This is a genomic window from Serratia sp. NA_112.1, from assembly GCF_052691715.1.
On sequence record NZ_JBQZFO010000020.1, the window covers coordinates 1 to 23,562 of the forward strand.

Genomic DNA, 23,562 nt, shown 5'->3' on the forward strand with positions numbered 1-23,562 from the left:
CTGTTTATCTGCTTTAACGCGGCTTACAACGCGCAAAAACGCAGTAAATATATTAGTCATGCGTTTATGACATCGTTTATTGCCATCACCACAGGTGCGGTACTAACGCTGGTGGTGCTGGTGCTAACCGGCTCGATAGAATTTACCCCGATGCAGGTGATCCCTATTTCCGGCATGGTGGCCGGTAATGCGATGGTGGCGGTGGGCCTGTGTTACAACAACCTGGGGCAGCGTTTCAAAAGCGATCAGCAGAAAATTCAGGAAATGCTCAGCCTGGGGGCATCGCCGAAGTTTGCTTCGGCTGCGCTGATCCGCGACAGCATCCGCGCTTCGTTGATCCCGACGGTAGACTCGGCCAAGACCGTCGGCCTGGTCAGCCTGCCGGGCATGATGTCCGGTCTGATTTTCGCCGGTATTGACCCGGTGAAAGCCATTAAGTACCAGATTATGGTGACCTTTATGTTGCTTTCCACCGCCAGCCTGTCGACCATTATCGCCTGCTATCTGGCCTACCGTAAGTTCTACAACGCCCGTCATCAACTGGTGGTGAGCACGCTGAAATAGCACCACAAAAAATAATGGCAGGGGCGAGCATGCTCGCCCCCTATGCTGCGTCCATTACCCTTGCAGCAGAGCGATACTCTGGCGGATTTCACGTTCGATATCCGCCTCTGTCCAGCTATCCAACTGCGAAGAGAACGGCTCGAAGGCGTAAATGCCGGTGTAGCCCAGGCGCTCCAGATTCTGCACCTGCTTTCTGCTCTCCAGCCGATCCTGTTGACTCAACATAATACGTTCTTCGTCGCTGAGCGCGCTTTTGCTCCGCGCATCTTCCACACCGGACAGGTGTACCAGACCGATACCCTCAATCTGAATCTGCTCATCAAACTCAGGCTGGGCCACATCACTTAAATAGTGGTGGAAAGTATCCAGCACGATCTTGTACGGCGCGCCGGAGTCGCGTATCAGGGATTGCGTCAGCAGTGATGAACGCAGCGAACTGATGCCGAACCCCAGCGGCTCGACGTAGCCCTGCACGCCGTATTGTTTAAACAGCGGTGCCAGCAACTTCAGGGCCGCCAGCGTATCGGTTTTTTTCTGCTCCTCACTGCGCCGATCGTCCGCGCTGCAGTGTGGACACAGTACCAGCGCCTGACTATGGATCGCCTGAGCCTGCGCCAGCAGCGCCTCGGCGTTTTTCAGCAGCCCGGCCTGATCGTCCATCAAGTTAAACTTGCCGAGGGCGTTAATGGTGACGATTTCGATACCGTATTTGGCCGCCAAAGCATTTAATTGATCGTTGTTCAGGTTATCTGTCACCTTGCCGCTCGGCATATCGTTGCGCAGCTCAACTTTGCGGAGCCCGCACTTTTTCACCAGGCTGAAAAACCGCTCCAAATCGAGATTGGGTGCGATCTTGCGGTTGATACAAAAACGGTCTGGCGCAAAGGTCATGATGCATGGCTCCTGAATGATTTGAGAAGGCCTAAGAGTTGCCGACTTACAGCGGCGTTCGTTGTGTTTCTGGTGGCGCTTGGCGATGGAGTTTGGCCATCACCACGTCTTCCATTTTTTCCAGCGAGACGCCTTTGGTTTCCGGAATATAGCGGCCGATGAACCAGTAGCTAAACAAGCAGCAGGCGGCAAAGACCCACATCGGGAAGGCGCCATGGAAGGTGGAGAACAGATAAGGGTTGTCGTTGATCATCGGGAAGCTCTGTGAAACGACAAAGTTGGCCAGCCACATGCAGCCGACGGCGATGCTCATGCCCTGTGCTCGCATGCGATTTGGGAAGATTTCTGACACCAGCACCCAGGCACCCACCCCCCAGGACAGGGCGTAAAACACCATAAAGAACAGCATGCCGAACAAGGCAAGGTAGCCGGTGGCCTGGGTGTAGAGTGCATAAGAGGTGATCAGCAACCCGGCAATGGCGCCAAGGGTGCCGTAACGCATCAGCGGAATGCGGCCCACGCGATCCATCAGTATGGCGCCAATCACTGAACCGACTAACTGCAGCACGCCGATCCAAATGGTTTGGAACAGCGCCTCTTGGGCATTTTCGGTAACGGTTTTCAGCACCATTGGCGCGTAGTACATCATTACGTTAACGCCGGTGACCTGTTGCAGCATGGCGATCATACAACCGACAAACAGAATGAAGCGTACCCGTACGTCGCCGTAGTTCAGCTTTGGTCGGTGTTTTTGCTGATCCTGCTGGAGTGAGTCTTTGATTTCCTGCAATACGCTTTGCGCATGGGCAGCGTTGGAGACTTTGGTCAACATCGCTAAAGCCTGGCTGTCACGGCCGACCATGACGCTCCAACGCGGCGATTCCGGAATGATAAACACCAGCATCAGGAACAGCATGCAGGGGATCACTTCCGAACCTATCATCCAGCGCCAGCCCATTTCCACCAGCCAGGCTTCGCTGGCGATGCTGGCGATTTTGAAGTTAACGTAGAAAATCACTATTTGGCCGAACACGATGGCGAACTGCTGCATGCTGAGGGCTTGACCACGCATGTCTTTAGGTGAGACTTCCGACATATACATCGGTGAGACGGTGGCGGCGATGCCCACGGCCAGGCCGCCAATAATGCGGTAAATCACAAACCAGGTGAAGGTGGTGGCCAGGGCGGCTCCCACCGCCGAAATAGTGAACAGCACCGCCGCCAGCATCAGGGCTTTTTTACGGCCGTAACGCGCAGCCAACGGCCCGGCACCAAAGGCGCCAACCACACAGCCGATCACCACGTTAGAGACTGCCCAGCCGGTTTCAAGTGGGCTGAGGTCAAAATAGGTTTTTAGGGCATCGATCGCGCCGGAGATCACGGCGGTGTCATAACCGAACAGAATGCCGCCGAGAGCTGCAATGCCGCAAATTCGCAGAATGTACCCGGTGTTGTGCTTACGCTGATGTGACATGTGTTGCTCCGATTTTTTTCCTGGCTTCCACCCGCGCAGTAGGTTGTAGGGAATAGGGAGGCGGAAGGGTGTGAACCGTGCCTGTCATCAAGACGGTGATATTTGGATGAATCTTCTCTAAACAAGAACATTTATTTCATAATTAGTGAATAATGAAATATTGATTTTTGGATCCAGTTCAAAAAAAACCGCAAACGTCCCACAAGCGTTACCGCGTGATCTTTTAGCGTCGGGCCGGGTCGCATTTCCTTGCGGGCCGCCTATTTCTGTATAAAAGTCAGGGCTAATTCCTTGCCGTTGGCGTGTGAACACAGGGACCGATTTTTTTCCGGCATGTAATGGCCTTGCACAGTGACGTGGCAAAACTGCGACCTTCCGCACTAAAAACAAATTTTCTAAAATAATTTATTTGAAACTTTTTTTTCAATGAAATAGAGTTTGCTTCATCCGGTCAGGATTTAGCCTGCTTGCGGGCAGTCTCCGGCAAGCGGTGTGATGAAAACGCTACGGCCGCAGACGGTCAGGCGACAGCGGACTTAAAAGAGGGTGAGACATGAAAACCGTGGGTAACTTTATTGGCGGGCAGGTGTGCCTGAGCAGCAGCAATCAAACCGTCGACGTTCATAATCCGGCTTCCGGGCAGGTTGAACGCCGCGTGACGCAGAGCACTGCCGCCGAGGTGAAGCAGGCCATTGACGTGGCCCACCAGGCCTTTGCCGACTGGTCGCGTACCACGCCGCTGCGCCGTGCGCGCATCATGTTCAATTTTAAGGCGCTGCTGGAACAGCATCGCGATGAGCTGGCGGCGCTGATTGTCAGCGAACATGGCAAGGTTTATTCCGATGCGCTGGGCGAACTGACCCGCGGCATCGAAGTGGTGGAATTTGCCTGCGGCATTCCGCATTTGATCAAGGGCGAGTATTCGGCGGACGTCGGCAGCGGCGTTGACAGCTTCTCGCTGATGCAGCCGCTGGGGGTGGTCGCAGGTATCACCCCGTTCAACTTCCCGGCGATGGTGCCGATGTGGATGTTCCCTATCGCGCTGGCCTGCGGCAACACCTTTGTGCTCAAGCCCCCGGTGCTGGTGCCTTCGGCTTCGGTGCGGATGGCGGAATTACTGAAAGAGGCAGGCCTGCCGGATGGCGTATTCAACGTGGTGCACTGCGCTAATGAAGATGCCGCGCAGCTGTGCACTGACCCGCATATTCAGGCGGTGAGCTTTGTTGGTTCGTCCGCAGTGGCGGAACATATCTATACTACCGCCAGCGCTCACGGTAAGCGGGTGCAGGCCTTCGGCGCGGCGAAAAACCAGGCGATCATCATGCCGGACGCCGATCTGGACGCGACGGTAAATGCCCTGATGGGCGGGGCTTTCGGCTCGGCCGGTGAGCGTTGCATGGCGTTGCCGGTGGCGGTAGTGGTCGGTGATGATACGGCCGATAAACTGATTGCCAGACTGAAGCCGCTGATCGCTCAGCTGCGCGTTGGCCCAGGGCTTAAACAGGGTGGCGAAGAAAACGAAATGGGGCCGCTGGTATCCTCGGCGCACCAGAAGAAAGTATTGGGTTATATCGATCTGGGCGTGGAGGAAGGCGCAACCCTGGTGGCCGATGGCCGCAACTATCAGGTAGCGGGCTACCCGGACGGCTACTACGTTGGCGGTACCCTGTTTGACCACGTTACGCCGAACATGCGTATCTATCGCGAAGAGATCTTCGGGCCGGTGCTGGGGATTGTCCGCGTACCGGACTACCAGACCGCCATCGACACGGTGAACAGCCATGAATTTGGTAACGGCAGCGCCATCTTTACCAGCAATGGCCGCTACGCGCGCCAGTTCGTACAGGAAGTGCAGGCCGGTATGGTGGGGGTTAACGTGCCGGTTCCGGTTCCTATGGCATTCCACAGCTTCGGCGGCTGGAAACGCTCGGTGTTCGGTGCGCTGAACGTGCATGGCACCGATGGGGTACGTTTCTATACCCGTATGAAAACTGCTACCGCCCGCTGGCCAACCGGGCAGCAAACGGTGTCGGAATACAGCATGCCGACGCTGGGCTAAAGTTCTACGTTTGAATTGATTAATGCCCATACCCTATAGATTTCGAGTTGCAGCTAGGCGACCAGCTCACTCATCCCCAGGCGCTTACTTTAGTAAGTAACTGGGGTGAAAAATCTGTCGGGAACAGATTTGAACGCGCGATCAGCGGCCCCTTAAGGGGTGTGGCCCATGGATGGGCCACGTAACTGAGTGCAGGTAACAACGCTGCAACTTGAAAGACTACGGGTATTTAATTCGGAGGAACATATGTCTTTATTACTCGCCAAGTGTCAGCAGCCGGATGGTCAGGGCCGTATCCAGCATGTCACCCCAGAGAATGCCGACTGGCGCTTTGTCGGGTTTGATGTTTATCGCCTTGAAGCCGGCCAGTCGTTGCGGTTGGAAAGCGGCGACAAAGAGCTGTGCCTGGTACTGGTCGCCGGCATTGCTTCCGTTGCCACCCTGCGTGCGGAATACCCGAATATTGGCAAACGCATGAGCCCGTTTGAACGTACGCCGCCTTATGCGGTATACGTGCCGCATCACGACAAAATTGAAGTGCGGGCGGAAAGCGCCCTGGAATTGGCGGTCTGCAGTGCTCCGGGTCATGGACACCTGCCGTCGCGCTTGATCACCCCAGCGGAGGTCGGCGTCGAACGTCGTGGTAAAGGGCGTAACCAGCGTCTGGTGCATAATATTCTGCCGGACAGCGAACCGGCCGACAGCCTGCTGGTGGTGGAGGTGTATACGGATGAGGGCAATACCAGTTCGTACCCCAGCCACAAACATGACCAGGAAGACTCGCCGGATGAAACCTATCTGGAAGAGACCTACTATCACCGCATTCAGCCGGAGCAGGGTTTTTGCATGCAGCGGGTATATACCGACGATCGCTCACTGGACGAATGCATGCCGGTGTATAACCGTGACGTAGTCAAGGTACCACGTGGCTACCACCCGGTGGCGACGATGGCCGGTTACGACAACTACTATCTTAACGTGATGGCCGGGCCGGTGCGGCTATGGAAGTTCACCTGGGAAAAAGACCACGCCTGGATTAACACCGACGGCTATCCCGCAGCCAAATAAACTTAATCAGGCTCAGCTTGCCGAGCCTTATACCCAAAATAATTGGAGTTGCCTCCAGGCGGCAAGGGCGCTTATCCCGATGAGCTTACTCTGACAAGTGATTCGGGTAAGTGCGTGCAGCCAACACAGAGGCAGCTTCAAGTATGACAGGTATATTACTCTTCTTTGGCGTTATTCAACGCCAGCGATACCGCCAGGGTCTGTGCCAGACACATTGAAGCGACCTGGGAGCGGAAGCCATCTACCTGTGCTTCTCGCACTACAAAGCATACGTCGCTGAAGGCAGCCAACGGGCTGACCTGGCTGTCGGTTATGGCGATCTGCTGCGCTCCGTTCTTGGCACCCAATTCAACCAGTTCCAGTGCTTCCTGAGCATACGGCGAATAGCTGATGGCAATCACCACGTCATTCGGCTTCACCATGCTGAGTTGTTCGGTAAACATGCCGCCCAGCCCGTCGATCAGGAACGCCCTGCGCTCCAGATGGCGCAACGCATAAGTGAGATAGGATGCGACGCTGAATGAGCGACGCAGGCCAATCACGTAGATATTCTCGGCGTTGTTCAGCAGTTCAACCGCCCGATCCAACTGCTCGGAGCTGGTTTGCATCGCCAATTGTTGCAGCGCCTGAGCATTGACCATGGTGAAAACGTTAAGGATTTCCGCCGGCTTTTCCGGGGCCACGTTACCGTCGGTTGAGGTCTGCCGGAACAGGCGTGCCCGTTCGGTGTAGTTGACCGTTTCCTCCATCAGGTGCTGGCGGAAAACCTGTTTCATTTCGTTGAAACCGCTAAAGCCAAAGGCGTTGGCAAAGCGGATCAGGGTTGAAGGGGGGACGCTGGCCTGTGCGGCGATGGAGGCGACGGTATCGAAAGCAATGCTGTTACTGTTATCCAAAATGTAACGCGCCACCTGTTTTAAACGCTTGCTCAGCGTTTCATAGCGGTGGCGGATCTCGTCCTGTAACAGCGAAAGTTGAGTTGGGTTGTTCATCCATTCGGCTCGCAGTGGAGGCTAAGGCGTATCGGCCTGACGCCTGAGTTATTGACAGGTTATTCTAACAGATGGATTGGAAATTTCATTTCAACAAAAAGCGATTTATTCGATTGCAAGTTGCGTTACTTCACAGAAAAAAGGCAAAAAAAATCCCCTTAAAGCGGCGAAAATCCGTTTAAGGGGAGGTTTTTTCGATTAAGACGAGTGAGAGGTTGGGCGGTATTGGCGCCAGAAGCCAATTAGCGTCAGGTATTTTTGTTTCACCTGTTCGATTAACGCGGCGTCATCCAGCTCTCCCTGTAGCCAGCGGCGAGAAGGTTGGCCAAAAATGGTGCGCCCGACGGCAAAACCTTTTACCCAGTGGGCGTCTGCCGCCGCGGCAAAACCCGCCTTCAGCGTTTCTTCCGGCGAATCCAGCCCCAGAATCAATACCCCGCGACACTGTGGATCGTTAGCGTCGATTAACGCACCGACCCGCTGCCAGTTCTCTGCACTCAACGGTGGCAACTTCCACCAGTCCGGTTTAATGCCCAGTTGATAAAAGTGCTGCAGCATCTCCAGATAGTGGCTTTCATCCTTGTCGGCGTTGCTTTCCGGCAGGATCACTTCCAGCAACAGTTCATGGCCGGATTTGCAGCAGCCGCGATACACATCGCCAATCAGTTCATCCTGTTCGCGGCGCAGTTCGACGGGGTCATGCGGATGGTAAAACACCAGACATTTTACTACGTGCTCCTGCGGCCAGTCGATCAGCTGCGAGCCAATATTGCCGTGCTCCAACCGTAGCGGACGCGAGCCGGGTAGTTCGACTGGCCGGCCTATCCACCAACCCTGCCCGGTGATCTGGTTCAGTGCCGCCTGGCCATAGGTGGTATCGGCCAGAATGCCGCTGTTACCCTGCAGCCCGGCGACCTCGGCGGCCTGTTGTGCCGCCGTCAGCAGCAGCGTTTTCAGTTTTGGTATGCGTTCTTCACTAACCTTGGCTTCTCGCGCCATATCCGCCAGCTGTTTGCGGTGATCAAAGGCGAACACGCAGAGTTCCGGCCATTGCTGTTTGCGGGTGGTGACCCGGTGCAGATGGTTAAGCCGTTCATCGCGATCCGGGCGTTTCACTTCCTGCTCTCGTTGCAGATAGTCATCCAGTTCCTGCTTGCTGGGCATTGCCGGAGCGCAACCATGGCGCGAAACCACCAATGCGCCGCAGGCATTGGCATAGCGGCAGGCTTGATCCCAACCTTCGTCGTTCAGATAGCCGCGCAGCAGGCCGGACATAAAGGCATCGCCGGCGCCCAGTACGTTCAGCACTTCAACCCGTACGCCGGAATGCAGTTTTACCTGCTGCCAGTCGGCGGCTATCTCGCCTTCGAATACCGAACAGCCCTGTGCGCCGCGCTTACAGACCAGCGTGGCCTGCGTCGCTTGGCGGACGTTTTTCAGCGCGGTCAGGGTGTCGGTGCTGCCACCGGCAATATGAAATTCTTCTTCGGTGCCGACGATCAGATCAAAGTGATGCAACACCTCCTGCAGTTCGCGGGTCACTTTCTCTGACTCGACGAAGCGGGTTTCACCGTCGCCCAGCGACGTCAGGCCCCACAGCACCGGCCGGTAGTCGATATCCAGCGCGGTGCGCAGGCCATGGCGGCGGGCGTATTCCAGCGCTTTTAATACCGCGGCGCGGGTGTTTGGGTGTGACAGGTGGGTGCCGGTTATAGCCAGCGCGCGCGATGACGCAATGTAGGCCTCGTCGATATCGTCCGGCGTTAGTGCCATATCGGCACAGTTCTCACGGTAGAAAATCAGCGGGAAGGTTTCCTGATCCTTGATACCGAGGATCACCAAACCGGTCAGCCGCTGGGGGTCGGTGATCAGGCACTGGGTATCGGCTCCGACGCGTTGCAGTTCTTCACGCAGGAAACGGCCCATATGTTCGTCGCCGACGCGGGCCAACATGCCGGACTTCAGGCCCTGAATGGCGGTGCCGTAAGCCACGTTGCCGGAAGAGCCGCCGAGATATTTGGAGAATGTGCTGGCATCTTCCAGGCGTGCGCCGATCTGTTGTGCATAGAAATCGACGGCAATACGCCCGAGACAAATGACATCAAGCTGTTTTTCTTGTGTAGCCATACCCGTTTCCTTCTGTATTAAGCCAAACCCCGACTACGAAGCATTTTTTGAGTATGAGGAATAAAAATTTCAATTTCAAGATTGAATGAAATTTACACCCCAAAAATGTGATGCATTTAAAACAGCGCTAATACGCCAGCTGAAAGCACTAAAAACCGCGTCTGGCCTGATGCTGAAACACCGAACAACGGCAAGGGTATAGCTGGCGTTACAAGCCGATGGTACCAAGGGTTGGGGCACCTTCGGCGGCTGATGGAATGAAGTATCGGAGGGTGCTGCGGGCGCTAAGTCAGTGAATTCTAAAGGCATGGATGAAACGTCGTTTTCATCAATATGCGATCTTTATCGCAAAATGAAATGTTTCTTCTGTAATGTGATTTTATGAAAAATATATTTGTTTATAATCGCTTCACGTTTCAGGTTGTCGGCTTAAGTAGCGCAGCGCGCTGAAAGACGGCGGATATCACACAGCTTTTCAGGTTCGGCACGGGTGGTGTCGGAGCGGGCGTGACTACTCTAAAAGGGTGAGCAAATGGGCAAGATCCGGTTAACCATGGCACAGGCACTCGTCAGGTTCCTCGACAACCAGTACCTGCTGGTCGACGGCGTGGAAACCAAATTCGTCAAAGGCATCTTTGCGATTTTCGGTCACGGCAACGTACTCGGTTTGGGGCAGGCGCTGGAACAGGACAGCGGTGATCTGATCGTGCATCAAGGGCGTAATGAGCAGGGCATGGCTCACGCAGCGACCGGTTTTGCCAAGCAGAAACTGCGTCAACAGATTTACGCCTGTACCTCTTCTGTCGGCCCCGGTGCCGCCAATATGATCACCGCCGCCGCGACGGCCACCGCCAACCGCATTCCTTTATTACTGCTGCCGGGCGATATTTATGCTTCTCGTCAGCCAGACCCGGTATTGCAGCAGATTGAACAAACCTACGACCTCAGCCTCAGCACCAACGACGCTTTCCGTGCGGTGAGCAAGTACTGGGATCGTATTGTGCGGCCGGAACAATTAATGAGCGCCTGTATCAACGCGATGCGCGTGCTGACCGACCCAGCGGAAACCGGCGCGGTGACGCTGAGTTTACCGCAGGACGTGCAGGGCGAAGCCTATGACTATCCTGACTACTTCTTCCAAAAACGTGTGCACCGGCTCGATCGCCGCCCGGCGACCGAAGGCATGCTGGCCGATGCGCTGGCGCTGCTGACCACCAAACGTCAACCGCTGCTGGTGTGTGGCGGCGGGGTGAAATATTCACAGGCCGGTCAGGCGCTGCGTGAGTTTGCCGAACGCTTCCAGATCCCGTTTGTGGAAACCCAGGCCGGCAAGGGCACCGTCCCGTCCAACCACCCGTTTAACCTGGGCGGCATTGGTGAAACCGGCTGTCTGGCGGCCAATACCCTGGCCCGACAGGCCGATCTGGTGATTGGCGTCGGCACCCGTTATACCGACTTCACCACTTCGTCCAAATGGCTGTTCCAGAATCCCGACGTCGATTTTCTCAACGTTAACGTCAGCGCCTTCGACGCCGGTAAGCTCGATGGTCTGCAGGTACTGGCCGATGCCCGCGAGGCACTGTCTGCTCTGGGTACGCTATTGGCGCAGGCTGATTATCGCGCTGGCTGGGGCAACGCCATTGCCGAAGCGCGTAACGCACAACAGCAGGAAACCGCTCGAGTTTATGCGGTGGAATACACCGGCGAAGGTTTTGTACCGGAAATTGACGACCACCTCGATCGTGACAGCGTGTTTGCCGAATTTATCGAAAAGACCGATTCACTGCTGACCCAAAGCCGGGTGCTGGGGGTGCTGAACCAGCATCTGCCGCAGGACAGCGTGATCGTTGCCGCTGCCGGTAGCCTGCCGGGAGATTTACAGCGCGTGTGGCAGAACCATGGCGAGCACGGCTACCACGTGGAATACGGTTATTCCTGCATGGGCTACGAGGTCAATGCCGCCTTAGGGGTCAAGCTGGCAGAGCCACAGCGCGAGGTGTACGCGATGGTCGGTGACGGTGCCTTTATGATGCTGCACTCCGAACTGGTCACCTCAATTCAGGAAGGCTGCAAAATCAACGTGGTGCTGTTCGACAACATGACCAACGGCTGCATTAACAACCTGCAGATGGAACACGGCATGGACAGTTACACCACCGAATTCCGCTTCCGCAACCCGCAGGGCGGCAAACTCGACGGCAAGCTGGTGCCAGTCAACTTCGCCATGCTGGCGGGGGCTTACGGTTGCAAAACCTACAGCGTAACGACCGAACAACAGCTGATCGAAGCGCTGGCCGATGCTCGCCTGCAAAGCGTTTCCACCCTTCTGGACATCAAAGTGCTGCCAAAAACCATGGTGCACAAATATCTCAGCTGGTGGCGCGTGGGCGGAGCCCAGGTTGCCGACAGCGAAAAAATTGTCGCCGTGGCTCGCAAGCTGCAAGAGAACATCGACATGGCCCGCGACTACTGATTAACACATTGCCTGATTACCCAGACCTTGCGTCTGCCGCAACTATTTGAAGAGGATAACGAAAATGACACTGAACATTGGGGTTATTGGTACCGGCGCAATCGGTCGGGATCACATTCGTCGCTGCAGCAAAGTGTTGCAGGGTAGCCGCATCGTGGCGGTCAACGATATTAACCGTGACAACGCCGCCAAGGTGGTGAGCGACCTGAAGCTGGACGCCAAGGTGTATGACAATGGCCACGATCTGGTCAAGGCAGCGGACGTTCAGGCGGTGCTGGTCACCTCCTGGGGCCCGAGCCATGAAGAGTTCGTGTTGGCGGCGATTGCCGCCGGCAAGCCGGTATTCTGCGAGAAGCCGCTGGCGGTTACTGCGCAGGGTTGTAAAAACATCGTTGAGGCTGAAGCCAAACACGGCAAGCGCCTGGTGCAGGTAGGCTTTATGCGCCCTTACGATCAGGGCTACCGTGCACTCAAACAGGTGCTGACCAGCGGGCAAATCGGCGAACCGCTGATGCTGCACTGCGCGCACCGCAACCCAACAGTGGGTGAAGCTTACACCACGGATATGGCGATCACCGACACCCTGATCCACGAGATCGACGTGCTGCGCTGGCTGCTGGATGACGACTATGTTTCGGTTCAGGTGGTATTCCCGCGTAAAAGCCCCAAGGCATTCCCGCACCTGAAAGATCCGCAGATTGTGCTGTTTGAAACCGCCAAAGGTACCCGCATTGACGTCGAAATCTTCGTTAACTGCCAGTACGGTTATGACATTCAGTGTGAAGTGGTGGGGGAAACCGGCATTGCCAAACTGCCGGAGCCGTCCTCAGTGCAGATGCGCAGCGGGGCCAAACTCGCTACCGAAATTCTGACCGACTGGAAAGACCGCTTTATCGATGCTTACGACGTTGAGCTGCAAGGCTTTATCAACGACGTGCTGGCCGGCAAGTTGACCGGGCCTTCCGCCTGGGATGGCTATGCTGCCGCCGTGACGGCCGATGCCTGCGTGGCTGCGCAGCTCAGCGGCGAGATCGTACCTGTGACCCTGCCGCCGCGCCCGTCGTTCTACAACAAGTAGTGTGCTGAACGCGGTACTCACGTTTAAAGGGGAACCACCATGAAGATCGCTTTTGATGTTGATGTCATCAGGGACCTTGGTATCACCAAAATGGTTCAGCAGGTGGCGGACTGGGGCTATCAATATATTGAGCAGTCACCGCATCCGCAGATCAATCCGTTCTACAAGCACCCGAAAGCAGGGCGTGAAGTGATGGCGGAATACAAAAACGTGCTGAAGGCAACCGGCGTGGAGATTTCCTCATTTATCGTAGTGTACCGCTGGTCCGGCCCGGGGGAAGATCGTCGCCAGGCGGCGGTCAAAAACTGGCGTCGGATGATAGAAATCGCGGTGGAAATGGGCGTGCAGGTGATTAACACCGAACTGGCAGGCAACCCCAATGAGCCGGAAATCTGTGAAGAGCTGTGGTATCGCTCCATGGAAGAGCTGTTGCCGATTATCGAGCGTGAAGGTATTCGCATGGAGATCCAGTCTCACCCGTGGGACTTCTGCGAGTTGAGCAATGAAACCGCCGATATCGTCAAATCGCTACGTAGCGATCACGTTAAGTACCTCTACAGCGTGCCGCACACCTTCTATTACGACAAAGGCCAGGGTGACGTGGCCGGTATGCTGAAATATGCCGGTGACGATCTCTCGCATGTGTTGATCGCCGACACCATGAACCATACCAAACACTGTCGTTATATCGTCAATCCGCCGGGTGTTGATGCTGCCGTGCACCAGCATATGGGCATTGGTGAAGGGGAAGTGGACTTCGATGCCCTGTTCCAGACCCTGCGTGATATGGAGTTTGCCAATCGCAGTTTTAAGGTCGGCGGTGAGTCGATTATCTGCACCTCGCTGTTTGGTTATCCGGAACGAATGAAAACCCAGGCGGTAGCGACCCGCGAGCACATCGAAAAAGAGCTGCTGGGTAAATAAATTTCTCGGCTGAGTGGGTGAAAATCACCGCCAGGCCGATCTGATGATTGAGGCTGACAATGAATAAAGACAACGTAAAACTGGCCATCGCCCCGATTGGCTGGACCAATGATGACATGCCTGACCTGGGCAAAGAGAATACTTTCCAACAGTGCGTCAGTGAAATGGCGCTGGCCGGGTTCACTGGTAGCGAAGTGGGCAGCAAGTACCCGCGCGATCCGGCGGTGCTGAAACCGATGCTGGATATCCGCGGCATTCAGATCTGCAATGCCTGGTTCAGCACCTTCTTCGCCGATGGCCTGAAAGAAAAAACTATCGATGAGTTTATTAACCATATGAATTTCCTGCATGCAATGGGGGCCAAAGTGATTGGCTGCTCCGAGCAGAGCAAGAGCATTCAGGGCACCACCAAAGGGGTGTTCGAAGAGAAACCGTATTTCAGCGATGAAGAGTGGCAGCGGGTGGCCGATGGCTACAATGAGCTGGCCAAGATTGCGGCCGGCAAGGGCATGCAGGTCTGTCTGCACCACCATATGGGCACCGGCATCCAGACTACTGCGGAGATTGACCGTTACATGAGCATGGTGAACGACGACGTCTACCTGCTGTTTGATACCGGCCACGCCTACTACTCCGAAGGCAGCCAACAGGCGATGATGGCAATTCTGGAAAAATACCTGCCGCGCATCAACCATGTGCATTTGAAGGATGTGCGTGATGAAGTGGTGGCAGAGGTGAAGGCCAACAAACTGAGCTTCCTCGACGGTGTGAAGAAAGGCACCTTCACCGTGCCGGGTGATGGGGTCATCGACTTTCTGCCGGTATTTAAACTGCTGGATGAGCGCGGTTATAAAGGCTGGATGGTGGTGGAGGCCGAGCAGGATCCGGCGTTGGCCAACCCGTTTGAGTATGCGGTGAAGGCGCGACGTTATATCAAAGAGACCGCTGGTATTTAATCGGGCTAAGAGCTGCAAGGGGCGCTTGAGTGATCAATGCGCCCCTTTTTATTCTGTCTGTCAGACGAGGATTTTCCAGGCGGTAATCTGCCTGCCAGTCACGAACGAAGGCCTTTTGGCGTTTGCTCTTAAAATTATACGCATTGGAAAACGAGCTTGGCGACGCCATTAACCAAAAGGTGCGAATCGGTTTCTGATTTAACTTCTTTCATCGCCTTGTTTTGCAGTTTGCAATAATCTACAGCATCCTTTGCCACCAGCGACTCGGCACCAGTTACTCTTCCGCGGCCAGGTGAAGCTTCCACCGCCGCCGTATAATCTCCATTCGGCAGTTTCTCTATGTTGCTATGATAAGATAAACCCATAAAACCGACCCGGGTATTGTCGTTTTTTACTGCGCAACCCGATAAGATAAGTGTAGTTCCTAATAATAAAGTACAAAAACGCATTGTCATTTGATAGTTACTCCGTCAGTGTATTGTTGTGTGTACCAACATAAAGACAGCCGTCGATAACCTGAGTTCCTATTCGAAGGGTGCAAATCAATGTCGTTTAGTTTTCATTGAAAAAATATATCAAAATATTGCTGATGAATGGTTTGTTTTTCTTGATAATTTCATAAATAACAATTGGTTGCATGTGAATTTAAAGTTGAGATATGGTTTTTTATTACATTTATGTTCGGTTTATTGATTAACGGATAAAGATGTGTTCTTTTATTTTTAACGCGACTTTATATCCACGGGATATTAAATTCCTAAAGTGTTGGATCTTTATTTTTTTGTAAGGATTAATAGCCAATTCTTTTTTCTATTTAGACAATGATCCAGCTCTTCATTACCTCAAAGAGACTGCCGGCCTTTAAGCCGGCAGAGATTTGCAAGGTGCGCTTGAGCAATCAATGCGCCCCTTTTTATTCTGACTGCCAGGCGAGGGTTTTCCAGGTGGTGACCTGCCCGCCGGGCCACGGGGTCGCCGCGTAAACGCCGCGGGCGAGTGTTCGCGCCAGGGTGTCCGCCGCCAGCGCCTTGGCACTGCCGCTACCAGATTCGCCATTGATTTCATAGGGCGTGGCCCAGAAGGCGCGGGTGCCGGGGGCCACAACCGAGGCCGCCGCTCAGCACCAGCGCATCAAGGGTTTGTACCAGGTTATCTTCACCCAGCGCATCGGTTTCACGGGTTGCCGGGCCTCCGCCATGCACATCGACGGCGGCGATCGCCGGACTATCCGGCAGGATCATCGTGGTGCCGGTACGCACCCGGCTGTCCTGAGCGACCCCGACCTTCAGGCCGGGCACGTCGGTAATCAGGTTACGGGCGCCGGTTCGAACGGCGGGAGAACTTGGCATTGCGGCCCCAGGAAGGTGGTGGGAGAGAGGATGCCGATAGCACCCGTTACGCAGGCCAGCGTTTGCACGAAGGTGCGATGGCTGACGGTGAAGGGGCGGTTTGCCGCCCCTGGTTCACTTTTTATCTCACTCATGAGGCGGATTTTTTCTGCTGTTCACTGCGAAAGCGAGCCATATGGTAAGAATCTACCAGCACGCCGTCGCGCATGGCGTAAGCACGACTGGTCCCTTCGATTTCGAAACCGAACTTGAGGTATAGCGCAATGGCCGCCTGATTATCGGTAAATACCGTCAGCTCGATGCGTTCGATGTCTGCCCAATTGTCGCACAGGTCAATCATCGCTTTCATCAGGCTGCTGCCGACGCCTTTGCCGTGGTGGTGGTCATCGACGCCGATGCCAAAGGTCGCCACGTGGCGGCGGCGTACACGCTGATTCAGCATCACGCTCAACTGACCGACAATCTGTCCGTCGATGCAGGCCACTAGGCTATGGGTGCCCGGTTCGAGGTTGGCGAGGCGCTTGTGCCATAGTTCGACCGACGGTAGCGGTAGCTGTAGCGTGTCACGGTAAGCCTTCGGTTGAGAATAGAGTTGATGCAGGGCCTGTGCATCTGCCGTTTCCACGTGACGAACTACGATTTCACTCATTACGCTGTTCCTTTGGCTTACCGGTTGAATAACCTCTGAATTTATCGGTTTATTGTGTCGAGTAAATATTAATCCGGATTGGTTAAAAAAATGCTTTACAGGTGCGAATGATAATGATTATTATTGCGATGCGTTCCGGGGAGAGTATCAACCTTTGATACCCTCGCTGCGAAGGCACGACATTGCTCACATTGCTTCCAAGTATTACTTAGCCAGCTCGGGTGCTGGCTTTTTTTTTGCCTGTTTTCAGCTCACCCGCCTTCAACAAATTCCCTGCCAATGACTTCGCAACTCCATCTAAATTTTTGAACAGAGGGATGAGTTTTTTACGCTTTCATATTCTGCTGCCAGGACTAGACTGTAAAAAACATTGAGGAGAGCTGAATATGATTTATTTACGTAAGGCAGAAGATCGCGGTCATGCCAATCATGGTTGGCTGGATAGCTGGCATACCTTCTCATTTGCCAACTATTACGATGCCAATTTTATGGGCTTCTCGGCGCTGCGGGTGATCAACGAAGACGTGATCGACGCAGGGCAGGGTTTTGGCACACACCCGCATAAAGATATGGAAATCCTGACCTACGTGCTGAGCGGCACGGTAGAGCATCAGGACAGCATGGGCAATAAAGAGCGGATCCAGGCCGGTGAGTTCCAGATCATGAGTGCCGGTACCGGGGTGCGTCACTCCGAGTACAACGGCAATAACGATCGTCCGTTGCACCTGTACCAGATTTGGATCATTCCCGATCGGGTCGGGCTGGAGCCGCGTTATGAGCAACGCATGTTCGATGCGCCACAGGGCCGCCAACTGGTGTTGTCGCCGGATGCGCGTGAAGGTTCATTGAAGGTGTTCCAGGACATGACGCTGTCCCGCTGGGCATTGAAGCAAGACGAACAGGCAGAATGCCCTATCGAAGCCGGTCGTCGCGTGTGGATCCAGGTGGTGCGTGGCAAGGTGGTGGTCAATGGTCAGCAGGCCGGCACCAGCGATGCTTTCGCGGTGTGGGATGAAACTGCGCTGTCGATTCATGCCGATGAAGACAGTGAAATCCTGCTGTTCGATCTGCCGCCAGTCTGATTAAGCGGTAAATAACTAAGGGCTCACGCGGTGAGCCCTTTTTACGTTTGCTCTTCCCACAACCAGCAATATCGGCAGCGGTTTTTTTTTGCTAAAATGAGCGCCCATTCACGGTTAGCCAGTTCATTGATAATGAAGAAAAAACGGCCGGTACTCCAAGATGTTGCAGACAAGGTTGGCGTTACCAAGATGACGGTGAGCCGTTATCTGCGTAATCCCGATCAGGTTTCTGCCGTCTTGCAGCAAAAAATTGCCGTCGCGCTTGATGAGCTGGGTTACATTCCCAACCGTGCGCCGGATATCCTTTCCAACTCCACCAGTCGCGCCATTGGCGTATTGCTGCCGTCGTTGACCAACCAGGTGTTTGCCGAAGTGTTGCGCGGCATCGAGAGCGTCACCGATGCGCACAATTATCAGACCATGCTGGCGCACTACGGCTATTTGCCTGAGCGTGAAGAACAGCGCCTGACTTCGCTGCTGTCATACAATATTGATGGGTTGATCTTGTCTGAACGTCACCACACGCCACGCACCATGAAAATGATCGAGGTTGCGGGTATCCCGGTCGTCGAGCTGATGGACTGCGTTTCACCCTGTATTGATCTGGCGGTAGGTTTCAATAACTTTGAGGCCGCACGCCAGATGACCCAGCAGATCATCGCGCACGGCCATCGCCACGTGGTGTATTTCGGCGCGCGCCAGGATGAACGTACCATTATCAAACAGCAGGGCTATGAACAGGCTATGCGTGAGTCCGGCCTGCAGCCGTACAGCGTCATGACTGCGCGTTCGTCGTCCTATTCCGCCGGTGGCGAACTGCTGCGCCAGGCGCAACGTGATTACCCGCAGATTGACAGTATTTTCTGCACCAACGATGACCTGGCGATTGGCGCGACCTTCGAGTGCCAGCGGCAAGGATTGTCGATCCCTAATGATATGGCAATTGCCGGTTTCCACGGCCACGATATCGGCCAGGTGATGGTGCCAAAACTGGCGAGCGTCCTGACGCCGCGTGAACGCATGGGGCAAATCGGTGCCGAACGCCTGTTGGCGCGTTTGCGGGGCGAAACGGTCAGCCCGCGCATGGTGGACGTAGGTTTCACCGTGATCCCTGGTGGCAGTATCTGATCGGTTTTCAGCCGTTGCTTGAGCTATTTTAATTCTGAAACCGCGCCGCCCGGCGCGTTTTATTTCTCCGCTGTAAGCTCGCCCCTGTTAACCCCATAAGTTTGATCTCTGTCCCATAACGCGAATTTTAGCCACTTACCCGGTTCCGGCGATTAGGTTGTTACCGGTATCATGATACCGGTAACAATGAGTGTGCGGTTATCTTGAATGAGATAGAACCTGTGTCTCAGCACCACCTACAGCTCGTCTTCTAACACCGGGAAGAGCCTAAAAATACAACAAACGCGCGCTTTACGATCTATCGTAAAGAGGGTCTGCGATAAAAAGGTTGGAGAAAAATTATGCCATTAGTGATTGTTGCAGGCGGCGTAGCGCTGCTGCTGCTGCTGATGATTCGCTTTAAGCTGAACGGTTTTATCTCTTTGATTCTGGTTGCTCTGGCGGTCGGGATCACCCAGGGGATGCCGGTCGATAAAGTGATCGGTTCTATCAAGGCCGGCGTTGGCGGTACGCTGGGCAGCCTGGCGCTGATCATGGGCTTCGGTGCCATGCTCGGCAAGCTGCTGGCGGACTGCGGCGGTGCCCAGCGCATCGCCACTACGCTTATCGACAAGTTCGGCCAAAAATACATTCAATGGGCGGTGGTACTGACCGGTTTTACCGTCGGTTTTGCGCTGTTCTATGAAGTTGGCTTCGTGCTGTTGCTGCCGCTGGTATTCAGTATCGCCGCTTCTGCACGCGTTCCGCTGCTGTATGTCGGTGTGCCAATGGCGGCTGCGCTGTCGGTAACCCACGGTTTCCTGCCGCCGCACCCCGGCCCAACGGCGATCGCCACCATCTTCCATGCCGATATGGGTAAAACCCTGCTGTACGGTACGCTGCTGGCTATCCCGACGGTGATCCTGGCAGGCCCGGTTTATGCCCGCTTCCTGAAAGGGATCGACAAGCCGGTACCTGAAGGTCTGTATAACCCAAAAATCTTCACCGAAGCGGAAATGCCAAGCTTTGGTATCAGCGTTGCGACCTCTCTGGTGCCGGTGATCCTGATGGCGCTGCGCGCGGTAGCCGAAATGGTGCTGCCGAAGGGCCATACTCTGTTGCGCTTTGCCGAGTTCCTCGGCGATCCGGTAATGGCGACGCTGATTGCGGTGCTGATTGCTATCTTCACCTTTGGCCTGAACCGTGGCCGCACCATGGATGAAGTGATGGGCACCATCACCGACTCCATCAAGATTATCGCCATGATGCTGTTAATCATCGGCGGTGGCGGCGCGTTCAAGCAGGTACTGGTCGACAGTGGCGTTGAGAAATACATTGCCGCCTTGATGGAAGGCAGCAACGTCTCACCGATTCTGATGGCCTGGTCGATTGCGGCTGCGCTGCGTCTGGCGCTGGGTTCCGCTACCGTGGCGGCGATCACCGCCGGCGGCATCGTGGCCCCGTTGATCGCCACCACCGGCGTCAGCCCGGAGCTGATGGTGATCGCGGTCGGTTCAGGCAGCGTGATTTTCTCTCACGTTAATGACCCGGGTTTCTGGCTGTTCAAGGAGTACTTCAACCTGAGCATCATGGAAACCATAAAATCCTGGTCGGTGCTGGAAACCATCATCTCAGTCTGTGGGTTGGTAGGCTGTCTATTGCTGGCGACGGTCGTCTAATATACCCGTTGCCTTTCAAGCCGCAGCGTTGTTACCTGCACTCAGTTACGTGGCCCATCCGTGGGCCACGCCCCTTAAGGGGCCGCTGCAAGCAGCGTTCAAATCTGTTCCCGACAGATTTGTCACCCCAGTAACTTACTCAAGTAAGCGCCTGGGGATGAGCGAGCTGGCCGCCTGGCTACAACTTGAAATTCATAGTATATAAATTGGTCGGGTAGGTTTCCGGTGCCCCGGCGGTGCCGGAAACTATTTTGAGTTTGGGGCGTATTTGATGACGCTGCCAGCGCCATCTGACTCCATAAGGGCATGACATATGAGCAATTCACAGCACCACGTATTTATTTTGATGGGCGTTTCCGGCAGCGGTAAATCCGCCGTGGCCAACGCCGTAGCCCATGAGGCCAATGCTGCCATGCTGGACGGCGACTACCTGCATCCGCGTGCCAACATCAATAAAATGGCCGCCGGGCATGCATTGGACGACAACGATCGCGCCCCGTGGCTGGCGGCGTTGAATGACGCGATTTTTGCCATGGAGCGCACCAACGATGTCTCGCTGCTAGTGTGCTCGGCGTTGAAAAAAAGCTATCGTGACCGTCTGCGTGAAGGTAACCGCAATCTGCATTTCATCTATCTGAAGGGTGACAAGGCGGTGATTGAAGAGCGTTTGAAACAGCGCAAGGGCCACTTCTTCAAGCCGCAGATGTTGGTTTCCCAATTCGCCACTTTAGAAGAGCCGAACGAGCAAGAACAAGACGTGCAGGCGATTGAGATTGACCAGCCGCTGGACGGCGTGGTGGCCGATACCCTGGCCTATATTCGTCGTGTTGCAGCCCAGTAACCCGGGCTGCCGTCACTTCTCGGCGCCGCACTGGCGCCAGTATTTTCACTACAACTTCATGTAGGCTCTCACGCCGTCCAGGAACATCTGGGTCGACAACATCACCAGAATCAGCCCCATAAGCCTTTCCAGCGCGCTCACCCCTTTACTACCCAGCAGGCGCAGGAACAGGTTCGACATCAGCAAAATGGCGGCGGAAATGCCCCAGGCAATCAGCAGTGCTACCACCAGATACGAAATATGGTTTGGATACTGGTGTGAAAGCAGCATCAGCGAAGCCAGAATTGAAGGGCCGGCTACCAGCGGGATGGCCAGTGGCACCAGGAAAGGTTCTTCACCGGCGGAAAGTCCGCTGCTGTCACCCTCCTGCGAGGGGAAGATCATCTTGATGGCGATCAGGAACAGAATAATCCCGCCGGAAATAGACACGGTTTCGGTGCGCAGGTTAAGGAATGCCAGAATTTTTTCACCGGCAAACAGGAAAATCAGCATCAACAGCAGGGCGATCAGCAGTTCGCGGATCAACACCATCCGGCGACGGCGTGGCTCCAGGTGCTTGAGTACCGACATGAAAATCGGCAAATTGCCCAGCGGATCCATGATTAAAAACAGCAACACCGTGACTGAAATCATCTCTGTCATTACTACCTCTGAATCTGAAAAGTGCGTCGGTCATCCCGACCGCTTAATGGCCTATAGCCTATGGCTTTCAAGTTACGGCCAGGCTCATCTCCCAGGTATATAAGAAGGATTGCTGAGAATCGCTCCCCCATCGAATAAATTCACTTTGCGCCTGCGCCGACATTTTGTAAGGTGGAGAGATATTGCACACAACTTATAGCAGTCATCTTCCAAGGCAGGACAGTCATTATGAAAAACGTTGGTTTCATCGGTTGGCGCGGAATGGTCGGCTCCGTACTCATGCAACGCATGACACAAGAGCGCGATTTTGACGCCATTCGCCCGGTCTTTTTCTCCACCTCGCAACATGGCCAGGCGGCACCTACCTTCGGCGGCCAGCAGGGCACGTTGCAGGATGCTTACGATGTTGATGCGCTGAGTGCGCTCGACATTATTATTACCTGCCAGGGCGGTGATTATACCAACGAGATTTACCCAAAGCTGCGTGAAATCGGCTGGCAGGGGTACTGGATCGATGCGGCTTCTTCTCTGCGCATGCAGGATGACGCGATTATCATCCTGGATCCGGTCAACCGCGACGTGATTCAGCAGGGCCTGGATAAAGGCATCAAGACCTTTGTCGGCGGCAACTGCACCGTCAGCCTGATGCTGATGTCGCTGGGCGGCCTGTTCGCCAATGATCTGGTGGAGTGGGCATCCGTTGCGACCTATCAGGCCGCTTCCGGTGGTGGTGCACGTCATATGCGTGAACTGCTGACCCAAATGGGCATGCTGCACGCCGATGTGGCGAAAGAGCTGCAGGATCCGGCTTCGGCGATCCTGGACATCGAACGTAAAGTCACTGAGGCCACCCGCAGCGGCAAACTGCCGACCGATAACTTCGGTGTGCCGCTGGCCGGCAGCCTGATCCCCTGGATTGACAAGCAACTCGATAACGGCCAGAGCCGTGAAGAGTGGAAAGGCCAGGCAGAGACTAACAAAATCCTCAACAGCGGCTTGGTGATCCCGGTCGACGGTCTGTGCGTGCGCGTTGGCGCGCTGCGCTGCCATAGCCAGGCGTTTACCCTGAAGCTGAAAAAGGACGTTTCGCTGCCGGAAATCGAACAAATGTTGGCGACCCATAATGACTGGGTGCGGGTGATCCCGAACGACCGTGAACTGACCATGCGTGAACTGACGCCGGCAGCGGTCACCGGGACACTAAACACCCCGGTTGGTCGTCTGCGTAAGCTGAATATGGGGCCGGAATACCTGTCTGCGTTCACCGTGGGTGACCAGTTGCTGTGGGGTGCGGCCGAGCCGTTGCGCCGCATGTTGCGCATCCTGCTGTAACCTGATCTGTACTTCCCGGGGGCTGACCTCTTTCAGCCCCCAAAAGCCTTGTTTTCTTCGTTTTTGCTCGCTATGGACCAAATCGCTGCAAAAGGAGAAAAGCACACAAATCATCAGCATTTCTCCACGCGGGCAGCAGCGCAAAGACGCTGTCAGGCTGGCCGTTTTCTTAATGAAGTTTTTTCCTGGTAATGCGGCAATGTTTTTAACCGACATTAGCTATGCTTAAAGGGCTGGCGGATAAACTTTCACCAGCGCTAAAAATAAGCATAAAG

General features: G+C 54.9%; 20 protein-coding genes. 12 read left to right on the plus strand and 8 right to left on the minus strand.

The genetic code is table 11. The annotated features are described in order from the left end of the window. A partial coding sequence (locus tag ACUTQ5_RS21565; RefSeq protein ID WP_445652910.1) for an ABC transporter permease occupies window positions 1-564 on the plus strand: 564 nt, incomplete at its 5' end. Between the two features lie 54 nt (window positions 565-618). Here the strand turns inward: ACUTQ5_RS21565 and ACUTQ5_RS21570 are convergent. Together ACUTQ5_RS21570 and ACUTQ5_RS21575 are read right to left on the minus strand one after the other, a co-directional pair. Next, on the minus strand, window positions 619-1,455 hold the full coding sequence (locus tag ACUTQ5_RS21570) for a TIM barrel protein (protein ID WP_445652911.1): 837 nt from the start codon (window positions 1,453-1,455) through the stop codon (window positions 619-621). Between the two features lie 46 nt (window positions 1,456-1,501). Beyond that, window positions 1,502-2,929, minus strand: a complete 1,428-nt coding sequence (locus ACUTQ5_RS21575; protein ID WP_445652912.1) for a sugar porter family MFS transporter — start codon at window positions 2,927-2,929, stop codon at window positions 1,502-1,504. A 553-nt stretch (window positions 2,930-3,482) separates the two neighbouring features. On the opposite strand from ACUTQ5_RS21575, the gene ACUTQ5_RS21580 reads away from it, so the two are divergent. Both ACUTQ5_RS21580 and iolB read left to right on the plus strand, forming a co-directional pair. Further along, window positions 3,483-4,988, plus strand: coding sequence for a CoA-acylating methylmalonate-semialdehyde dehydrogenase (locus ACUTQ5_RS21580; protein WP_445652913.1), 1,506 nt, complete (start codon window positions 3,483-3,485; stop codon window positions 4,986-4,988). Window positions 4,989-5,234: 246 nt separating this feature from the next. Further along, window positions 5,235-6,056 (plus strand): 5-deoxy-glucuronate isomerase, encoded by an 822-nt coding sequence (iolB, locus tag ACUTQ5_RS21585; protein ID WP_445652914.1) that lies wholly within the window; start codon window positions 5,235-5,237, stop codon window positions 6,054-6,056. A gap of 155 nt (window positions 6,057-6,211) precedes the next feature. On the opposite strand, the gene ACUTQ5_RS21590 is transcribed toward iolB, so the two are convergent. Beyond that, entirely contained in the window at window positions 6,212-7,048 is an 837-nt protein-coding gene (locus ACUTQ5_RS21590) for a MurR/RpiR family transcriptional regulator (RefSeq protein WP_012147336.1), read from the minus strand. 198 nt (window positions 7,049-7,246) lie between these two features. Continuing rightward, on the minus strand, window positions 7,247-9,175 hold the full coding sequence (locus tag ACUTQ5_RS21595; RefSeq protein WP_445652915.1) for a bifunctional 5-dehydro-2-deoxygluconokinase/5-dehydro-2-deoxyphosphogluconate aldolase: 1,929 nt from the start codon (window positions 9,173-9,175) through the stop codon (window positions 7,247-7,249). Between the two features lie 532 nt (window positions 9,176-9,707). Here ACUTQ5_RS21595 and iolD point away from each other — a divergent pair. The 4 genes from iolD to iolE all read left to right on the plus strand — a co-directional run bounded on the left by iolD (window position 9,708) and on the right by iolE (window position 14,606). Next, window positions 9,708-11,648 (plus strand): 3D-(3,5/4)-trihydroxycyclohexane-1,2-dione acylhydrolase (decyclizing), encoded by a 1,941-nt coding sequence (iolD, locus tag ACUTQ5_RS21600; RefSeq protein ID WP_445652916.1) that lies wholly within the window; start codon window positions 9,708-9,710, stop codon window positions 11,646-11,648. A 64-nt stretch (window positions 11,649-11,712) separates the two neighbouring features. Next, complete coding sequence (locus ACUTQ5_RS21605; RefSeq protein ID WP_445652917.1) at window positions 11,713-12,726, plus strand: Gfo/Idh/MocA family protein; 1,014 nt, start codon at window positions 11,713-11,715, stop codon at window positions 12,724-12,726. A 39-nt stretch (window positions 12,727-12,765) separates the two neighbouring features. Next, window positions 12,766-13,650 carry a sugar phosphate isomerase/epimerase family protein gene (locus ACUTQ5_RS21610; protein WP_445652918.1) on the plus strand — a complete coding sequence of 295 codons (885 nt, stop codon included), beginning with the start codon at window positions 12,766-12,768 and terminating at the stop codon, window positions 13,648-13,650. Window positions 13,651-13,709: 59 nt separating this feature from the next. Then, window positions 13,710-14,606, plus strand: a complete 897-nt coding sequence (gene iolE, locus ACUTQ5_RS21615; RefSeq protein ID WP_445652919.1) for a myo-inosose-2 dehydratase — start codon at window positions 13,710-13,712, stop codon at window positions 14,604-14,606. A 134-nt stretch (window positions 14,607-14,740) separates the two neighbouring features. Here the strand turns inward: iolE and ACUTQ5_RS21620 are convergent, their stop codons facing one another. The 3 genes from ACUTQ5_RS21620 to ACUTQ5_RS21630 all read right to left on the minus strand — a co-directional run bounded on the left by ACUTQ5_RS21620 (window position 14,741) and on the right by ACUTQ5_RS21630 (window position 16,604). Continuing rightward, window positions 14,741-15,061 carry a hypothetical protein gene (locus tag ACUTQ5_RS21620; RefSeq protein ID WP_445652920.1) on the minus strand — a complete coding sequence of 107 codons (321 nt, stop codon included), beginning with the start codon at window positions 15,059-15,061 and terminating at the stop codon, window positions 14,741-14,743. A 606-nt stretch (window positions 15,062-15,667) separates the two neighbouring features. Further along, window positions 15,668-15,955 (minus strand): P1 family peptidase, encoded by a 288-nt coding sequence (locus ACUTQ5_RS21625; RefSeq protein WP_445652921.1) that lies wholly within the window; start codon window positions 15,953-15,955, stop codon window positions 15,668-15,670. A 130-nt stretch (window positions 15,956-16,085) separates the two neighbouring features. After that, window positions 16,086-16,604 (minus strand): GNAT family N-acetyltransferase, encoded by a 519-nt coding sequence (locus ACUTQ5_RS21630; protein ID WP_445652922.1) that lies wholly within the window; start codon window positions 16,602-16,604, stop codon window positions 16,086-16,088. Window positions 16,605-16,990: 386 nt separating this feature from the next. On the opposite strand from ACUTQ5_RS21630, the gene ACUTQ5_RS21635 reads away from it, so the two are divergent. The 4 genes from ACUTQ5_RS21635 (at window position 16,991) to gntK (ending at window position 21,313) form a co-directional block, all read left to right on the plus strand. After that, window positions 16,991-17,686 (plus strand): pirin family protein, encoded by a 696-nt coding sequence (locus ACUTQ5_RS21635; protein ID WP_445652923.1) that lies wholly within the window; start codon window positions 16,991-16,993, stop codon window positions 17,684-17,686. Window positions 17,687-17,818: 132 nt separating this feature from the next. After that, window positions 17,819-18,814 (plus strand): gluconate operon transcriptional repressor GntR, encoded by a 996-nt coding sequence (gntR, locus tag ACUTQ5_RS21640; RefSeq protein WP_017894317.1) that lies wholly within the window; start codon window positions 17,819-17,821, stop codon window positions 18,812-18,814. A gap of 341 nt (window positions 18,815-19,155) precedes the next feature. Then, window positions 19,156-20,472, plus strand: coding sequence for a gluconate transporter (gene gntT / locus ACUTQ5_RS21645; protein ID WP_445652924.1), 1,317 nt, complete (start codon window positions 19,156-19,158; stop codon window positions 20,470-20,472). Window positions 20,473-20,785: 313 nt separating this feature from the next. After that, a complete protein-coding gene (gene gntK / locus ACUTQ5_RS21650; RefSeq protein ID WP_445652925.1) occupies window positions 20,786-21,313 on the plus strand; it encodes a gluconokinase in 528 nt (175 codons plus the stop codon). Window positions 21,314-21,361: 48 nt separating this feature from the next. Here the strand turns inward: gntK and ACUTQ5_RS21655 are convergent, their stop codons facing one another. Next, window positions 21,362-21,955, minus strand: coding sequence for a YhgN family NAAT transporter (locus ACUTQ5_RS21655; RefSeq protein WP_061808527.1), 594 nt, complete (start codon window positions 21,953-21,955; stop codon window positions 21,362-21,364). A 228-nt stretch (window positions 21,956-22,183) separates the two neighbouring features. Between ACUTQ5_RS21655 and asd the strand changes: the two genes are divergently transcribed. Next, the gene (asd, locus tag ACUTQ5_RS21660; RefSeq protein WP_112364241.1) at window positions 22,184-23,287 is read left to right on the plus strand and encodes an aspartate-semialdehyde dehydrogenase; all 1,104 of its coding nucleotides are present in this window, start codon (window positions 22,184-22,186) and stop codon (window positions 23,285-23,287) included. The last annotated feature ends 275 nt before the right edge of the window (window positions 23,288-23,562 follow it).

Coding starts and splice junctions, on each gene's coding strand:
- ACUTQ5_RS21570 (WP_445652911.1), bottom strand. CDS start 1,455: ATGACCTTTGCGCCAGACCGTTTTTGTATCAACCGCAAGATCGCACCC.
- ACUTQ5_RS21575 (WP_445652912.1), bottom strand. CDS start 2,929: ATGTCACATCAGCGTAAGCACAACACCGGGTACATTCTGCGAATTTGC.
- ACUTQ5_RS21580 (WP_445652913.1), top strand. CDS start 3,483: ATGAAAACCGTGGGTAACTTTATTGGCGGGCAGGTGTGCCTGAGCAGC.
- iolB (WP_445652914.1), top strand. CDS start 5,235: ATGTCTTTATTACTCGCCAAGTGTCAGCAGCCGGATGGTCAGGGCCGT.
- ACUTQ5_RS21590 (WP_012147336.1), bottom strand. CDS start 7,048: ATGAACAACCCAACTCAACTTTCGCTGTTACAGGACGAGATCCGCCAC.
- ACUTQ5_RS21595 (WP_445652915.1), bottom strand. CDS start 9,175: ATGGCTACACAAGAAAAACAGCTTGATGTCATTTGTCTCGGGCGTATT.
- iolD (WP_445652916.1), top strand. CDS start 9,708: ATGGGCAAGATCCGGTTAACCATGGCACAGGCACTCGTCAGGTTCCTC.
- ACUTQ5_RS21605 (WP_445652917.1), top strand. CDS start 11,713: ATGACACTGAACATTGGGGTTATTGGTACCGGCGCAATCGGTCGGGAT.
- ACUTQ5_RS21610 (WP_445652918.1), top strand. CDS start 12,766: ATGAAGATCGCTTTTGATGTTGATGTCATCAGGGACCTTGGTATCACC.
- iolE (WP_445652919.1), top strand. CDS start 13,710: ATGAATAAAGACAACGTAAAACTGGCCATCGCCCCGATTGGCTGGACC.
- ACUTQ5_RS21620 (WP_445652920.1), bottom strand. CDS start 15,061: ATGACAATGCGTTTTTGTACTTTATTATTAGGAACTACACTTATCTTA.
- ACUTQ5_RS21625 (WP_445652921.1), bottom strand. CDS start 15,955: ATGCCAAGTTCTCCCGCCGTTCGAACCGGCGCCCGTAACCTGATTACC.
- ACUTQ5_RS21630 (WP_445652922.1), bottom strand. CDS start 16,604: ATGAGTGAAATCGTAGTTCGTCACGTGGAAACGGCAGATGCACAGGCC.
- ACUTQ5_RS21635 (WP_445652923.1), top strand. CDS start 16,991: ATGATTTATTTACGTAAGGCAGAAGATCGCGGTCATGCCAATCATGGT.
- gntR (WP_017894317.1), top strand. CDS start 17,819: ATGAAGAAAAAACGGCCGGTACTCCAAGATGTTGCAGACAAGGTTGGC.
- gntT (WP_445652924.1), top strand. CDS start 19,156: ATGCCATTAGTGATTGTTGCAGGCGGCGTAGCGCTGCTGCTGCTGCTG.
- gntK (WP_445652925.1), top strand. CDS start 20,786: ATGAGCAATTCACAGCACCACGTATTTATTTTGATGGGCGTTTCCGGC.
- ACUTQ5_RS21655 (WP_061808527.1), bottom strand. CDS start 21,955: ATGACAGAGATGATTTCAGTCACGGTGTTGCTGTTTTTAATCATGGAT.
- asd (WP_112364241.1), top strand. CDS start 22,184: ATGAAAAACGTTGGTTTCATCGGTTGGCGCGGAATGGTCGGCTCCGTA.